We start from the raw sequence: 15,237 nt of genomic DNA on the forward strand, positions 1-15,237 counted from the left end.
TCAGGTGACAGTGTTGAACAGGCGCAGAATCCATGAGCCCTGGTAGATCAGGTGGACGCTGACGAGCGCGAGATGAAACCGCCGGTCGGCGGTGCGGATGGCGCAGAGGATCAGGCCGATCGGGACCTGGATGTAATATTCGAGGCCGAACTTGTCCCAATGGGCCTGGCCCTTGATCAGCGTATCGGTGGCGTCGAACAGGAAATTGGCCAAGGCCGATGACCATACCCATGACGATACGAACATGGGGAAACAGCTCTGGAGCCGGCACAGTTTCCATGGCCTAGGGTGTGTTGATGATTTCGGAGCAGGTGGCGAGCGGGGGCGCACCCTCGGCGGCGGTGACATCGAGCAACGTGGCTTCGGGTCCCTTGGTGGCCCATTCATGGGTGCCCGAAACGTAGCGGGCACCGGAGCCGCTCAGCACCGTGGTGAAAATGAGCGTCTCGCCGTCGAAGGGCACGAGGGCGAGGAAATTCGAGCCGGCATTGATATAGACGACGCTGAGCTGCCCGAAGTCGCCGCAGTCATATTGGCTGGTTTTCTTCTCGACATCGCCGTCGAGACTGAGCGTCACGCTGGATTGGACGGACTGGGCAAGGCTCGGCGTCACAGCGGCCGCGAGCAACAGGACGGACAGAACGATACGGTCGAGACGAACGGTCATTTTCAACTCCATGACGCACCCTGCGCAGCCTGGTTAAGCGATGCGCAGGGCGGAAGTTTGGCCGCCGATCAAACCACGTAGTAGACGATCAGCAGGGCGGCGACGACAGCAACGATGTCCTCGATTATGCCGGCGGGCAGATCGCGGCCCAGGGCCTTGGCCAGCATCGAGCGCACTTCGGCGCCGCCAAGCGTGCCGAGCACGGCGCCGACGGCACCGATGATCAGCCCGATGATCCAATTGGCGGGGAACAGCAAGGCGCCGGCGATGGCGCCCATGATCACGCGGCCACCGAATTGCATCGGCACCTTGCGGCTGGGCGTCGATGGCAATTGGTCGCCGACCAGTTCGAGAATGGCGAGCAGAACGAGAATGATGACGGCTGGTAGCGAGCCGAGGAAACTGTACCAGGTGCCAGTGAAATCGAGCCAGCCAAGATAGGCGCCAAGGCTGATGGCCGCGATTGGCGTGGCGGCGCGCAGACCGGCGACGATGCCGATCAGCAAGACGAGAACGTAGATCATGATGAGTCCCCCAAAGACATTTGTGAAGCGAGCAAAGTCTAGCGTGGAAATCGGGGATTGTATCGTTCGATATTTGAATGAGCGAACGCAAACGCCGCGCGGGCTTGCCGGGCGGTTGCCATTCGAGCGTAGCTCTTATGGCCTTCTCTCCTCAAATCGATCCACTGGATCGATTTGCCCGCAGAGCGGGACGGCTCGAAGACTGCGGCATGCGGCGAGACGTGCCTCATGGTTTTGTAGATAAGCGAGACAGCGTCTCGCCGCATGCGATGGGGTTTCTGGCCGCTCGAACGTGGCCTCCATTGTTTCAGGAGACGAACGTCGCGCTGGCCCAGGGATCGCGCGACCGCATTCCCCTCCCACCAAACTCTCCACGGCCGTTCGTCGCGAACCCGCAGCCATTGTGGAGATATCGGGGGTGAGTATGCGGGAGGATTTATCGAGGGGGATAAGAGGGAGAAATTCGGGGGCAAGGGATGCTCACACCGCACTCGGTCTTCCCGCGGGAAGGGCGGTGGGGGACTAGATCGAGGCCAGCCATGTGGCGCGGAGTGGCGTTGGTTTCGGCTGGCTCCCCTCGGAGGAGAATTCCCCCACCCTGGCCCTCCCCTCAAGGGGGAGGGAACGATGGAGCTGATGCATTGGATAAGCGATACGGTAGATGGCTTTATCACCGCGCTCTTACACCACCGGTCTTCCCGCGGGCTTGACCCGCAAGGCACTGTCCGGTCGCACTGAATTCGGTGGGATGGCGAGGGGCCCGCGGGTCAAGCCCGCGGGGAAGGGGGGATGGGGTGAGATCGAGGTCAAACGAGACCCCCACCCGGCCTCCCCCTGGCAGGGGGAGGAGTACGCGCCGCTCTTGGGGCGCGATGCAGTTCAGGCCGCTGGCCTTTTCCTCCCGATGAGAGGGGGGTGGTGGGCGCCACGATTTCGCATCGTGACGGCCACGTTTCTGCCGGGACGATATCTAGGGGCCGCGATGCCCTTCGTCTCAAAATGGAGGGCGACTCATCATGGCCCTAGAACAGGAAGTACCTCTGCGCCATCGGCAGGACTGTTGCTGGTTCACAGGTCAGCAATTCTCCATCCGCTCGGACTTCGTAAGTTTCGGGGTTCACGTCGATGACCGGTGTGGCGAAGTTGTGGATCATCGAGGCTTTGCCGATGTTGCGGGTGTTCTTGACCGGCACCAGTTGCTTGTCGACGCCCAGCTTGCCGCGCAGGCCGTCGTCATAGGCGGCTTGCGAGATAAAGGTGACCGAGGAATTGGTGCGCAGCTTGCCGAAGGCGGCAAACATGGGACGGTAGTGCATTGGCTGCGGCGTCGGGATCGAGGCGTTGGGATCACCCATCGGGGCGGCGGCGATGGAGCCGCCGAGAATGACCATGTCGGGCTTTACGCCGAAAAAGGCGGGAGACCAGAGCACGAGGTCGGCGCGCTTGCCGACTTCGACGGAGCCGATGTGCTGGCTCATGCCGTGGGCGATGGCGGGGTTGATGGTGTATTTGGCGATGTAGCGCTTGACGCGGAAATTGTCGTTGTCGCCGGTTTCGCCGGCAAGGCGGCCGCGCTGCTTTTTCATCTTGTCGGCGGTCTGCCAGGTGCGGATCATCACTTCGCCGACGCGGCCCATGGCCTGGCTATCCGACGAGATGATCGAAAGCGCGCCCATGTCGTGCAGGATATCTTCGGCCGCGATGGTTTCCTTGCGGATGCGCGACTCGGCGAAGGCCACGTCCTCGGGGATGGACGGCGACAGGTGATGGCAAACCATCAGCATGTCGAGATGCTCGGCAATGGTGTTGACCGTGTAGGGCCGCGTCGGATTGGTCGATGATGGAATGACGTTGGGCAGGCCGGCGACGCGCAGGATATCGGGGGCATGGCCGCCGCCGGCGCCTTCGGTGTGGAAGGCGTGGATGGTGCGGTTTTTGAAGGCCGCGATGGTGTCCTCGACGAAGCCGCTTTCGTTGAGCGTATCGGTGTGGATCATCACCTGAACGTCGTAGTCGTCGGCAACCGAAAGGCAATTGTCGATGGCGGCGGGGGTGGTGCCCCAGTCCTCATGCAGCTTGAGCGAGGAGGCGCCGGCCAGCACCATCTCGACCAGCGGGGCGGGGAGGGAGGCATTGCCCTTGCCGGCGAGCGCCAGATTCATCGGGAAAGCATCGAAGCTTTCGATCATGCGCCCGATGTGCCAGGCGCCGGTGCAGGTGGTGGCCAGCGTGCCATGAGCGGGGCCGGTGCCGCCGCCCAGCATGGTGGTCATGCCGCTCATCAGCGCTTCTTCGATCTGCTGGGGGCAGATGAAGTGAATATGGGCGTCCATGCCGCCGGCGGTGATGATCTTGCCTTCGCCGGCGATGGCCTCGGTCGATGGCCCGATGATAATGTTGACGCCGGGCTGGGTATCGGGATTGCCGGCTTTGCCGATGGCATGGATGCGGCCATCGCGCAGGCCGATATCGGCCTTATAGATGCCGGTGTGGTCGACGATCAGCGCATTGGTGATGACGGTATCGACGGCGCCCTCGGCCCGCGTGGCCTGCGATTGGCCCATGCCGTCGCGGATCACCTTGCCGCCGCCGAATTTGACTTCCTCGCCATAGGTGGTGAAGTCCTTTTCCACCTCGATGATGAGATCGGTATCGGCCAGGCGAACGCGGTCGCCGGTGGTGGGGCCGTACATGTCGGCATAGGTGGCGCGGGAAATGCGAGCGGGCATGGGGCGGCTCCGTCAGATGGAAAAGGTAGGCGGGGAATTGAGAGGCGGGGCGCAACCATCGCCGCGCGGGCCCGTTGGTGCAGCGATCGGGCGGGGGCTGATTTGGGCAGCTCGAAAGGACTTTTCATGAACAGAATGATCATCACCGCGCTGGCGGCTGGACTGCTGATGAGCACGGCATTTGCACAGGACGCGGCTACTCCCCCCGCGCCGCCCCAGGACCCGAATGCACCATCCATCGCGGTGGAAAGCGGAGCGCCGGTCGAACTGGGGACGACCGATGCGAAAACCGACGTACAGATCGTGTTGCTGTCCGAGTTGCCGGAAAATGCAACGCCGCTTGACGTGACCGAAGACAAGGACGAACTGGCGACGCTGCACGCTTCGATTACGGACAATCCCGCGGTCAAGGCCAAGCTCGACGCCGGCGGCTACTCCATTGATGACGTCGTTGCCATGGAAAGCAACGTCGATGGCTCGATCGTCGTCTACTTGGACGATCGCGGCTAGACGTGCCGCAGGATGCTGACGCTGGACGCGATCCTGCAGCATTGCGCTAGTTGGGCTTGGGCTGGGCGCGATAGAGCGCAATAGCGTGGTTGATGCGAGCATCGAGCAATTGCTCGCCCTCCCGCATGGCGGGGTCCTTGCGTTGCGTGCCGGCGACGAGCGAAACAGCCAGCGCCTGTATAGCGTAGGCGTGCATGGCGCGGCCGGCGGCGTGATGCTCGCTGCCTTCGTGCTCGAACTTTTTCAGCAACTGATCGTAGAGCGCCGGGGTGATGACCTGCTTGGCCTCGGTCCAGTCCTTCCGCTTCAGATCATTGCTCAGATCGGAGGCGAGGCTGCCCAGCAGATACATGGCCTGCGGGTCCTTGCTGCCGTCCTGCTGCAAATCCTGCAGCACGGTGGCGAAGCGGCTCTTGAAATCTTGCTCTTTGGTCATGCGAAGCGTCCCGGCTTATTGGCTAAGCCGGTCTTTGAGCATTTTTGCAGAGGCACTGCCAAGACTATCATAGGGCTCCCATGACCTTGCCGCGGAAGCCGTAGACGGTGCGGGTGCCCGAGAGCGGCACCAGATTGACGTCGCGGGCCTGGCCCGGCTCGAAGCGGACCGCAGTGCCGGCGGCGATATCGAGGCGCATGCCGCGGGTGGCTTCGCGATCAAAGCGCAGGCCCGCATTGGTTTCGTAGAAATGGTAGTGCGAGCCGACCTGGATCGGGCGGTCGCCCGTGTTGGCGACTTCGATGGTGAGCTGCGGCGCGCCAACGTTGAGCTCGATATCGCCGGATTTGGGGAAAATTTCGCCGGGGATCATAAGACTTTTCCTTTGCGCATGATCTTGTCCAAAAACCGGTAGGCACTTTTTGGGATCATGCTCTTACCGAATGGGTTCGTGGACAGTCACCAGCTTGGTGCCGTCGGGGAAGGTGGCTTCGACCTGGATGTCGGAGATCATTTCGGCAATGCCGTCCATGACCTGGTCGCGGGAGATGACATGGGCGCCGGCTTCCATCAATTCGGCGACCGGGCGACCGTCGCGGGCGCCTTCGACCACGAAATCGGTGATCAGCGCGATGGCTTCGGGATGGTTGAGCTTGACGCCGCGTTCCAGCCGCTTGCGGGCGACCACGGCGGCCATCGAGATCAGCAGTTTGTCTTTTTCGCGCGGCGTCAGGTTCATTCAGTTTTTCCTAAATCTTGGCCGGGTCATCAGCGCTGACCGATCTTCCCTCAGAGATGCCAGAGGCGGGGCAGGCTGCCCGCGCCCGACAGTTCGGCAACAATTGGGACGATCATGCGGCGCAGCGCAAGCCCGGATTCGGCGATGGCGCGCACCACAAGACGCTCGCCAATGGCACTGGCGGCAATGAGGCCGTTGGCGGGCATCAGCGCCCGGACCGTCTCCAGCCGGCGCGCAGCGAGGGGGCCGATATGCAGGATGGTGGCAAAGGCACGGGCGCCGGCGAGCAACGGCGCGGCAATGCGCTCGCTGCCTTGGCCGGTCAGCAGCGTGGCCTCGGCATGGAGCAGGCGTCCATTGCGGCGAATGCGCCAGTTGTCGCGCAGGTAAGCGTCGCTAGCCAGCTCGCCCATTGCATCGCGGCCGAGCAGGACGGCCTCGATGGCCGTGAGGCTGGCGCCATCGGCCAGGTCGATATCGATGCGGCGGTCGAGCTTGCTGGCCTCGAACAGAATGGTCTCCTGCGGCAGCCAATCGAGATGCGCATTGGCGCCGACGGTGAGGCGGGTCTCGACGCGGGCGGTGGCGCCGGTGGAGCGGTAGATGCGCTCGCAGGCCTGGGTGGTCAGCACCATCTTGCCGTTGGGCGCGGCGTCGGCGCCCCATTGCATATGGTCGCCCCCGGTCAGGCCGCCGGCTGTGTTGATCAGGACCGCTTCGAGCGCGGAACTGTGGGTGTGGGGCAGGCGAATTTTAGCGCAGCCATCCTGATAGAGCGTGTCGATGACGGTGACGCCATCGCGCAGCTTGGTGGCGATACGGCCGACGCCACGGGCCCGCTGCATGGAAGCAAGTGGAAACACTGATGCTGCGGATTGTGCGATAGTCATGGGAACCTATGCCCATTCCGTACGTTTTGAACCCGACAAAGATTTTTCAGCGTCACCCTACAACAAAGATAGGATCTATTAAAATGACCTTCAAAACCGTTACTTGCGCTATTGTTATGGGTTCGGCTCTTCTGTTTGGCGGCGCCGCCTATGCTGACACTATGGTTGGTGCCTCTTCGGTGACCGATGCTGATCTGCCAGCCGTGCAGGCTCGTTGCGACCAGATCGCAATGGCTACTGGAAACGACTCCTTGGGCGGCGGCGCAATGTCTGCTGACAGCACCGACTCGTCTGCCGCTGCAACGGATGCGAGCATTTCTGGTGGCGTTGAAAAGGTCGACGAACTGGCCGCAGCGACGACCAAGTCGATCGATCTTGACACCATAACCGCTGAACAGTGCACCGCCGCTGGCCTGACCAAGTAACTGCTTATACATTAGAGTTTCCATGAGCGCTCGGCTTCGGCCGGGCGCTTTTTCGTATTTACACCATCAGGTGGCGGCGTACTTCAGGCAGGTCGAGGTCGCTCGCAGGCCCTGCATGCTGGATTTCACCACGGTCCATCACATAGATGTCGTCGGCGATTTCACGGCAGAAATCGAGAAATTGTTCGACCAGCAGGATGGTCATTCCCTTTTCATCGCGCAAAAACTGCAACGCACGGCCGATATCCTTGATGATCGAGGGCTGGATGCCTTCTGTTGGCTCGTCGAGCACCAGGACCTTGGGTCGGGTGACCAGGGCACGCCCGATCGCGAGCTGCTGCTGCTGGCCACCCGAGAGGTCGCCGCCGCGCCGGTTCAGCATGGATTTCAGCACGGGGAAAAGTTCGAAGATATAGGGCGGAATGTTCTTGTCGACGCGCGGGACGCTGGCAAAGCCGGTCTGCAGGTTTTCGCGCACGGTGAGCAGCGGGAAGATTTCGCGGCCCTGCGGCACATAGGCAAGGCCCATGCGGGCGCGTTTGTAGGGTGGGGCCTTGCGCAAGATTTCCTCGCCGAAGGTGATGTCGCCGGCGGTGATGTTGTGGACCCCGGTGATGGCGCGCAGGGTCGAGGATTTGCCGACGCCGTTGCGACCGAGCACCGCGGTAATGCGGTTGGGTCTGCATTCCAGCGACACGGACTTGAGGGCCTGCGCGGCGCCGTAGTGGAGGTCGATGGCCTGGACGGAGAGGGCGGTCATGCAATGCCTTTACTTGGTGAGCGCGGTATCGAGCGCCTCGATGGCAAGGGTTTGGGTCTGTGTGCGGTTTGGCGTGAGGGCCGCGATGGCCTGGGCCATGTCCAGCAGTTCCATACGCTCGCCGGTGGTCAGGTTATCGAGCCAGAGTGGGCGAAAGCGCCGGACGCAGTCGCGGGCATCGATCACGCTTTTGGCAGCCCATTCGGCATAGGCGATGAATTCGTCCATCTTGTCGGCGGGTACGATATTGGTGAGTTGCCGGCGAATTTCTGGGCCGGCGAGATGGGCGGCGCTGTCCGCCTCATTGGCGAGGGCGAAGAGGAAGATGGCGGCGCCGAGGGCAGGGTCATCGACGCTGGCCAGCACGGAGCTTTCGGCCTTCTTCCTGAAATTGTGCATGCGATAGGCACCGCGGGCACGGCCGACCGCATCGACCACGTCGCTGCCGACGTCCCGCATGGCCTTGAAGCGCCAATACCAAACACCGATGGCGCCAATAACCACGCCAAGAAATGCGATAATATGCATGTGATTTCCACCTAAACGACTGTGGTTGCAAGCTTCCATCAAATCATCGCGGTGGCAATGGTGGGCCGTCATCTCCCCAGATACCTCTCGATCACCACCGGATTGGCGCTGACCTGGTCAAGCGTGCCCTCGGCCAGCACCGAGCCTTCGGCGAGGCAAGTCACCCGTGAGCCGAGGTCGCGGACGAAGCTCATGTCGTGTTCGACGACGACGACGGAGCGGGTCTTGGCGATGTCCTTGAGCAGCTTGGCGGTTTCGACGGTTTCGCTGTCGGTCATGCCGGCGACGGGTTCGTCGACCAGCAGCAGCTTGGGGTCCTGCGCCAGCAACATGCCGATTTCGAGCCACTGTTTCTGGCCGTGGCTGAGATTGGCGGCCAGGTCGTCCTTGCGGCCCAGCAGGCGTACCGTCTCGAGGATTTCGGTGATGCGGGCCTCGTCGTCGGCGCTCATGGAATAGAACAGCGCCGAAAACACGCCGCGTGGTTTGCGCAGGGCCATGACCAGGTTGTCCCAGATGGTCTGGCTTTCGAACACGGTGGGCTTCTGGAACTTGCGGCCGATGCCCAGGTTGGCGATGGCGGCTTCGTCGAGCTTGGTCAGGTCGGTGCGGCCATCGAACAACACCTCGCCGTCATCGGGGCGGGTCTTGCCGGTGATGATGTCCATCATCGTGGTCTTGCCGGCGCCGTTGGGGCCGATAATGGCCAGCATTTCGGCGGGATAGACGATGATGGAGAGTTTGTTGATCGCCTTGAAGCCGTCGAACGAGACGGAGACGCCGTCGAGATAGAGCATGGTGCCGGTCTTATCAGCCATGTGCTACTCCGCCGGATTGGGTTGCGGATCGACGCCGGCTTCGACTTCGGCTGGCGAAGTTGCGTTGCGATCGTGCTGTTCGCGCTTGGTGGTCATGGTGCGCCACTGCGCGATCAGGCCGACAATGCCCTTGGGCAGAAACAGGGTGGTGAAGATGAAGAGGCCACCTAGGGCGTAGAGCCAAACATCGGACAGAGCCGGCAGCTTGAAACTGCCGTAGAGGGCCAGTTGATAGAGGCCATAGAGCACCGGGATGGCGACCGAGGCGGCGATGACGATCAGGCCCTTGGTCCAGCCGCTGGCGACGGCGACGATGCCAGAGAAGATCAGGATGACCAAGCCAGCCGCGATGTAAGACGAGCCGGAAGTGAAGATCGATTTGGTCAGGTTGACGACGATAGCGCCGATGATGGGGCCGACAATGGTGCCGCGACCGCCGACGGCGGTCCAGATGACGACCTCGATGGAGTTGCCCGGTTCGAATTCGCTGGGATTGATGATGCCGACCTGGGGAGCGTAAAGCGCCCCGGCGATGCCGGCGAGGACCGCCGAGACCACAAAGGCGAAGAGTTTGACGTTGTCGACGCGGTAGCCGAGGAAGCGGGTGCGGCTTTCGGCATCGCGGACGGCGACCATGACCTTGCCGAGCTTGGAATTGACGATGGCCGAGCAGATGATGACGGCCAGCGCCAGGGCGAAGGCGGAGGCGGCGAACAGGGCGGCGCGGGTAGTGGCGGCTTGGACGTTAACGCCCAAGATGTCTTTGAAATCGGTCAGGCCGTTATTGCCGCCAAAGCCGAGATCGTTGCGGAAGAAGGCGAGCAGAAGCGCATAGGTCATGGCCTGGGTGATGATCGAGAGATAGACGCCGGTGACGCGGCTGCGGAAGGCGAGGAAGCCGAAGACGAAGGCCAACAGGCCCGGCACGATCAGCACCATGGCGAAGGCGAACCACCACATGTCGAAGCCATTCCAGAACCAGGGCAGTTCCTTGTAGTTCAGGAACACCATGAAATCGGGCAGGGTGGGATTGGCATAGACCCCGCGCGCGCCGATCTGGCGCATCAGGTACATGCCCATGGCATAGGCGCCGAGCGCGAAGAACGCGGCGTGGCCGAGCGAGAGAATGCCGCAATAGCCCCAGACCAGGTCGAGCGCTAGCGCCAGCATGGCGTAGTTTAGATACTTGCCGAACAGGGGCACGGCGTAATTGGGGATGTGGAGCGGGTTGCCCTCTGGGACCACCAGATTGAGGATGGGAACGCCGATGGCGATGATCGCCAGCACAGCGACGAGCCAGATGGCCTTCTTGTCGAGCGCGCGGAGGATGAGTTGGGTGATCATGCTGCGGCACCTTCTAAAGCAAGGGAGGCCCCCTCACCCGGCCTGCGGCCGACCTCTCCCCTAAAGGGAGAGGTGAGGAAGAAGCAAGATCGTGCCCATGCGCCACCTCTCCCTGGGGGGAGAGGTCGACGCCAAGCGTCGGGTGAGGGGGCCTTCGCTGAGTGCGGGAAAATCATCATTGTTCCACCGACCGGCCCTTGAGCGCGAAGAGGCCGCGCGGGCGCCATTGGATGAAGAGGATGATGAGGACGAGGATGATGATCTTGCCCAGCACGGCACCGAATTGCGGCTCGAGCAGCTTGTTGCCGACGCCGAGCATCAGCGCGCCGATCAGCGTGCCCCAGAGGTTGCCGACGCCGCCAAAGACCACGACCATGAAGCTATCGATGATGTAGCCCTGGCCCAGATTGGGGGAGACGTTGTCGATCTGGCTGAGCGCCACTCCGGCCATGCCCGCGACGCCGGAGCCGAGCCCGAAGGTCATGGCATCCACGAACGGGGTGCGGATGCCCATGGAGGAGGCCATGCGGCGGTTTTGCGTGACGGCGCGCATCTGCAGGCCAAGCGCGGTGCGGTTGAGCACCAGTTGCAGGATGGCGAAGACGGCGATTGCGAACACCACGATCCAGAGGCGGTTCCAGGTGATGGAGAGGCCGCCGACATCGAAGGCGCCGGTCATCCAGCTTGGGGGCGAAACCATCTGGTTGGTAGGGCCGAACAGGGTGCGTACGACCTGTTGCAAAGCCAGCGACAGGCCCCAGGTGGCGAGCAGGGTTTCGAGCGGGCGTCCGTAGAGCCAGCGGATGATGCCGCGCTCGATGGCGATGCCGACGAGGGCGGTGAACAGGAAGGCGGCGGGGACCGCAAAGGCGAGGGAATAATCCATCAGGCCGGGCGCGAAATTGCGGATCAGTTCCTGCACCACGAAGGTGGTGTAGGCGCCCAGCATGACCATTTCGCCGTGGGCCATGTTGATGATGCCCATGACCCCGAAGGTGATGGAGAGGCCGATGGCGGCGAGCAGCAGGACCGAGGACAGCGACACGCCATAGAGCAGGTTTTGCGCGACCTGCCAGAGCTGCAAGTTGCGGCCAATGGCGTCGATGCCGGTCTGGATGACGGGCTTGAGTTCATCGGGCGCGGCGGCAAGGGCATTGACCAGCACGGTTTGGGCGGCCTGATCGCCATGGGCGGCGATGGTATCGACGGCGGCGCGCTTGTCCTCCAGCGTGGCGTCGGACTTGAGCACGATGACGGCGCGGGCCAGGTCCATGGTGGATTTGATCTTGGGATCGGTTTCGGCGGCGAGTGCGCTATCGAGCAGCGGCAGCATGGCCGGATCGGCGTTCTTGAGAATGCTTTGGGCGGCCGAGAGGCGGCTGGCGCTGTCGGGGCTGAGCAGGGTCATGGTGCCGATGGCGGTGCGGATCTTGCCGCGCAGGCCGTTGTTGACCTTGACCTTGTCGATGTCGGCGCTGGTCGCGGTGCCGGCATCGGCCCCGTCCACCGGATCGGTCAGCTTGAATTCGGAACCGGCTTTGGCGGCGAACAGCACGCGCTGGTCGGACTTGCGCACATAGAGCGTGCCGTCGCTCATGGCTTGTAGGATGGGCGGGACGCGCTCGTCGCCGGTGGCGACCAGGGCGTTCATAGCCGCTTCGCGATCGGGAAAGCCGCCCTGTCCAAGGGCCGCCACCATGGTGGCGAAATCAGGAGCCTGCGCCATGGCGGGCAGGGGAGATAAGGCGAGAGCGAACAGGACCGCGATCAGTCTGAGGATACGAATGGGCATCGGGCGCTCGATCGCTGGGGAGAGAAGGGTAGTGAAGGCGGGCGAACCCGCCTTCACCGCGGCTAGCGGCTTGCTCAGGAAGCAGGCGCGGCGCCGCAGGTCTTGGTTGCGGTGTCGAAGTGACCGCAACCGGTGAGCGGATCAGTCCAGTCGGCCTCGATGCCCTTGTCTTCAGGCAGCACATCGGACCAGGCATCGCCGGGAACTTCTGCGGTCTGCTTGACGATTTCGAACTGGCCGTCGGCCTGGATTTCGCCGATCAGCACGGGCTTGGTCAGGTGATGGTTCGGCAGGACGGTGGCGGTGCCGCCGGTCAGGTTCGGCACGGAGAGGCCGACGATAGCCTTGAGCACGGCATCGGTATCGGTGGTGCCGGCCTTTTCCACGGCCGCAACCCACAGGTTGAAGCCAAGGTAAGCGGCTTCCATCGGGTCGTTGGTGGTGCGGGTGTCGCTCTTGATATACTTGTGCCATTCGCTGATGAAGGCAGCATTTTCCGGGGTATCGACGGACTGGAAGTAGTTCCAGGCGGCGAGATGACCGACGAGGTTGGTGGTGTCGAGACCAGCCAGCTCTTCTTCGCCGACCGAGAAGGCGACGACCGGGATGTCTTCAGCGGAGACGCCCTGGTTGGCCAGTTCCTTGTAGAACGGGGTGTTGGCGTCGCCGTTGATGGTGGAGACCACGGCGGTCTTCTTGCCGGCCGAGCCGAATTCCTTGATCGCAGCGACTTCGGTCTGCCAATCGGCGAAACCGAACGGGGTGTAGTTGATCTTGATGTCTTCGGCGGCAACGCCCTTGTCGAGGAGGTACTGCTCCAGGATCTTGTTGGTGGTGCGCGGATAGACATAGTCGGTGGCTTCGAGAACCCAGCGCTTCACCGAACCGCCTTCTTCGCTCATCAGGTAGTCGACGGCCGGAATGGCCTGCTGGTTTGGCGCGGCGCCGGTATAGATGACGTTCTTTTCGGACTCTTCGCCTTCGTATTGCACGGGGTAGAACAGGATCGAATTGAGTTCCTTGAACACCGGCAGCACGGACTTGCGCGACGAGGAGGTCCAGCAGCCGAACACGGCGGCAACACCATCGACGGCGATCAGTTCACGCGCTTTTTCGGCGAACAGCGGCCAATCGGAGGCAGGATCGACGACGACGGCTTCAAGCTGCTTGCCCAGGAGGCCGCCCTTCTTGTTCTGCTCGTCGATGAGGAACAGCATAGTGTCCTTCAACGTCGTTTCGGAAATCGCCATCGTGCCCGACAGCGAATGCAGCACGCCCACCTTGATGGTGTCCGCAGCGATCGCCGGAATGGCCATCGCCCCCATAGTCATCGTCACGCCGAGCCCAAGGCCCGCAATCATGCGGTTTACGACTGTCATATTCCCTCCGACAGATTAGGTGTTTGCACCGCAAAGCAAATTGCAAAGCCCGTGCCAGCACTTGAGTGCGGGGGCTAATAGATTGATTCAATTGAGGTCGAGGGGGTTTAGGGAGACGGTGGGCCCAACCGCCTGCCTCTACAGTACAGCTGGTTGCCGGTTCTTTAGGCAGGTGTGTTTACGCCTGATTAATGTTTGGGCAGGCAAGTCGAGGTCGGATAATCGTGATGAAATCGGTTGCAGGTGACCTGTCGTGGCAAATCAGCTAGCGTGGGGAAACCGAAGAAATTCTTCGGCAGAGGTCGTTTGCACCGACTACCTCGGCCCCGCGCCCGCATACGGCGTGGGGCTTCATTCAGTTGATGCCGAGCCAAATATGGGCCCTGACCCCGCCAATTTCGACCGCTGACGGCCCAATCCATGCATAGTTTGCATGGAACGCATAAAATAGGGCGTTAATCTTGCTGCCACCGATGCTCGATGTTTTTCTCCTTTCGTCGAGAAGACATAAGCAATCGGGAGTTGAGAAAATGAAGACTTTGATCGCAGTATCGGTCGTTGCTGTCATGGCGCTGACATCGGGCGCCCAGGCCGGCGGGTTCTTTACCAAGCGTGCGCCGATCCTGTCCAACATCACTGGAATTGTTGTTGGTCTGACCACGCGTGACATCAACGTGCTCAATGGCAATACCGTCGCCGTCGGTAATAACAGCAATATCCTGTCCGGTATCGGCAATGGCAGTGCCAACGGCCTGCTGGGCGGGGGCCTGCTGAACGGCGTGCTCAATGGCAACGGCATTCTGGGTCTCGGCGGCCAGAACCAGACCCAGAACAATAACCATCGCCGCGGCTGGTAGGCGGTTTGCGAGCAAGGGGCCGTGCCACCAGTTGGCGCGGCCCCTTCTGTTACAGACGGCCGGGCTGGTGCCAGAGTTTGATGCTGCGGCGCGTATCCCCCAGGCTATCGAGCCGAACTTCCTGGACGCGCACGTCGCGGTCTTCGCTTACGGCGGGACCAAAAATGAGTTCGGCAAGGCAAACGCGGACCCCGGCAATCGAGTGAATGGTATTGCCGAGGACCGCAGACCAGGCCTCGCCTTCATGCTCGAAGGGCAAGGTAATCGACATGCCGATAACCCCGCCGGGGCTCTGCAGCAATTCCAGGTAGCGCCGATGGGCGGGCGCAAACGCCGGGTTGCGCACCGGGTCCAGAACCCAGCCGAAGCGATCGAGCGGGTTTGGCGATGCCTGGTATGGAATGCTGCGTGCCAGGATATTCTGCTGATCATCGAGCAGCAGCAGGTGCTGGGTAGAATTGGTCACGAAGTGGCGAAGCGCCAGCAATGGATCGGCTTCCGGGCCCCAGACCAGGCGGCGGATGGCCTCGATATTGTGCGGCCGCGGCAGGTCCCGTCCACTTTCCCACCGGCTGATCTGGCTTTGCGCCACCCCAAGACATTTGGCGATGGCATCCTGGCGCAAGCGCGAGCGGATGCGCCAGGCGCGCAAGGCGGAGCATAGTTCGGTTTCCATGGCGTGATCGCGATCGAACATCATGCTGCGAAAATCCCAGCAACCGGAAGAACAATATAGTTAATCAAATACTTACGGGCCGGTTCTCGCGTCTTAATGGTGAATTTTAAGCAGGAAAAATCAGGGTGAGCGCGTAGGGCCTACGTGAAATATTGGTTACTGA

At 62.0% G+C, this 15,237-nt stretch carries 18 protein-coding genes; 3 read left to right on the forward strand and 15 right to left on the reverse strand.

Going from position 1 to position 15,237, the window contains the following annotated elements; all coding sequences use genetic code 11:
* From ABIB57_RS12230 to ureC, 4 genes are all read right to left on the reverse strand, one after another.
* On the reverse strand, window positions 1–246 hold the full coding sequence (locus ABIB57_RS12230; protein WP_354041110.1) for a hypothetical protein: 246 nt from the start codon (window positions 244–246) through the stop codon (window positions 1–3).
* A 37-nt stretch (window positions 247–283) separates the two neighbouring features.
* Window positions 284–667: an MliC family protein gene (locus ABIB57_RS12235; RefSeq protein ID WP_354041111.1), complete on the reverse strand. Its 384-nt coding sequence runs from the start codon at window positions 665–667 to the stop codon at window positions 284–286.
* 68 nt (window positions 668–735) lie between these two features.
* Complete coding sequence (locus tag ABIB57_RS12240) at window positions 736–1,191, reverse strand: DUF4126 family protein (RefSeq protein ID WP_354041113.1); 456 nt, start codon at window positions 1,189–1,191, stop codon at window positions 736–738.
* 1,022 nt (window positions 1,192–2,213) lie between these two features.
* Window positions 2,214–3,920: an urease subunit alpha gene (gene ureC, locus ABIB57_RS12245; RefSeq protein WP_354041114.1), complete on the reverse strand. Its 1,707-nt coding sequence runs from the start codon at window positions 3,918–3,920 to the stop codon at window positions 2,214–2,216.
* 126 nt (window positions 3,921–4,046) lie between these two features.
* On the opposite strand from ureC, the gene ABIB57_RS12250 reads away from it, so the two are divergent.
* Window positions 4,047–4,430: a hypothetical protein gene (locus ABIB57_RS12250; RefSeq protein WP_354041116.1), complete on the forward strand. Its 384-nt coding sequence runs from the start codon at window positions 4,047–4,049 to the stop codon at window positions 4,428–4,430.
* A 46-nt stretch (window positions 4,431–4,476) separates the two neighbouring features.
* On the opposite strand, the gene ABIB57_RS12255 is transcribed toward ABIB57_RS12250, so the two are convergent.
* From ABIB57_RS12255 to ABIB57_RS12270, 4 genes are all read right to left on the reverse strand, one after another.
* Window positions 4,477–4,866 carry a hypothetical protein gene (locus ABIB57_RS12255; protein ID WP_354041118.1) on the reverse strand — a complete coding sequence of 130 codons (390 nt, stop codon included), beginning with the start codon at window positions 4,864–4,866 and terminating at the stop codon, window positions 4,477–4,479.
* A 67-nt stretch (window positions 4,867–4,933) separates the two neighbouring features.
* Window positions 4,934–5,239: an urease subunit beta gene (locus tag ABIB57_RS12260; RefSeq protein ID WP_354041120.1), complete on the reverse strand. Its 306-nt coding sequence runs from the start codon at window positions 5,237–5,239 to the stop codon at window positions 4,934–4,936.
* A 63-nt stretch (window positions 5,240–5,302) separates the two neighbouring features.
* Window positions 5,303–5,605: an urease subunit gamma gene (locus tag ABIB57_RS12265; protein ID WP_354041121.1), complete on the reverse strand. Its 303-nt coding sequence runs from the start codon at window positions 5,603–5,605 to the stop codon at window positions 5,303–5,305.
* A 50-nt stretch (window positions 5,606–5,655) separates the two neighbouring features.
* On the reverse strand, window positions 5,656–6,495 hold the full coding sequence (locus ABIB57_RS12270) for an urease accessory protein UreD (protein ID WP_354041122.1): 840 nt from the start codon (window positions 6,493–6,495) through the stop codon (window positions 5,656–5,658).
* Between the two features lie 83 nt (window positions 6,496–6,578).
* On the opposite strand from ABIB57_RS12270, the gene ABIB57_RS12275 reads away from it, so the two are divergent.
* Window positions 6,579–6,920, forward strand: a complete 342-nt coding sequence (locus tag ABIB57_RS12275) for a hypothetical protein (RefSeq protein WP_354041123.1) — start codon at window positions 6,579–6,581, stop codon at window positions 6,918–6,920.
* 58 nt (window positions 6,921–6,978) lie between these two features.
* On the opposite strand, the gene urtE is transcribed toward ABIB57_RS12275, so the two are convergent.
* The 6 genes from urtE to urtA all read right to left on the reverse strand — a co-directional run bounded on the left by urtE (window position 6,979) and on the right by urtA (window position 13,523).
* Window positions 6,979–7,680, reverse strand: coding sequence for an urea ABC transporter ATP-binding subunit UrtE (gene urtE, locus ABIB57_RS12280; protein ID WP_354041125.1), 702 nt, complete (start codon window positions 7,678–7,680; stop codon window positions 6,979–6,981).
* A 9-nt stretch (window positions 7,681–7,689) separates the two neighbouring features.
* Window positions 7,690–8,208, reverse strand: a complete 519-nt coding sequence (locus tag ABIB57_RS12285; protein ID WP_354041127.1) for a hypothetical protein — start codon at window positions 8,206–8,208, stop codon at window positions 7,690–7,692.
* Between the two features lie 68 nt (window positions 8,209–8,276).
* Window positions 8,277–9,026 (reverse strand): urea ABC transporter ATP-binding protein UrtD, encoded by a 750-nt coding sequence (gene urtD, locus ABIB57_RS12290; RefSeq protein WP_354041129.1) that lies wholly within the window; start codon window positions 9,024–9,026, stop codon window positions 8,277–8,279.
* A 3-nt stretch (window positions 9,027–9,029) separates the two neighbouring features.
* The gene (urtC, locus tag ABIB57_RS12295; protein ID WP_354041130.1) at window positions 9,030–10,370 is read right to left on the reverse strand and encodes an urea ABC transporter permease subunit UrtC; all 1,341 of its coding nucleotides are present in this window, start codon (window positions 10,368–10,370) and stop codon (window positions 9,030–9,032) included.
* 175 nt (window positions 10,371–10,545) lie between these two features.
* Window positions 10,546–12,096 (reverse strand): urea ABC transporter permease subunit UrtB, encoded by a 1,551-nt coding sequence (gene urtB / locus ABIB57_RS12300; protein WP_502914389.1) that lies wholly within the window; start codon window positions 12,094–12,096, stop codon window positions 10,546–10,548.
* 140 nt (window positions 12,097–12,236) lie between these two features.
* Window positions 12,237–13,523: an urea ABC transporter substrate-binding protein gene (gene urtA / locus ABIB57_RS12305; protein WP_502914390.1), complete on the reverse strand. Its 1,287-nt coding sequence runs from the start codon at window positions 13,521–13,523 to the stop codon at window positions 12,237–12,239.
* 548 nt (window positions 13,524–14,071) lie between these two features.
* Between urtA and ABIB57_RS12310 the strand changes: the two genes are divergently transcribed.
* Window positions 14,072–14,398 carry a hypothetical protein gene (locus tag ABIB57_RS12310; RefSeq protein ID WP_354041133.1) on the forward strand — a complete coding sequence of 109 codons (327 nt, stop codon included), beginning with the start codon at window positions 14,072–14,074 and terminating at the stop codon, window positions 14,396–14,398.
* A gap of 49 nt (window positions 14,399–14,447) precedes the next feature.
* Here the strand turns inward: ABIB57_RS12310 and ABIB57_RS12315 are convergent, their stop codons facing one another.
* Entirely contained in the window at window positions 14,448–15,098 is a 651-nt protein-coding gene (locus ABIB57_RS12315; protein WP_354041135.1) for a helix-turn-helix domain-containing protein, read from the reverse strand.
* Between the last annotated feature and the right edge of the window lie 139 nt (window positions 15,099–15,237).

Source organism: Devosia sp. UYZn731 (genome assembly GCF_040546795.1).
Classification (GTDB): domain Bacteria; phylum Pseudomonadota; class Alphaproteobacteria; order Rhizobiales; family Devosiaceae; genus Devosia.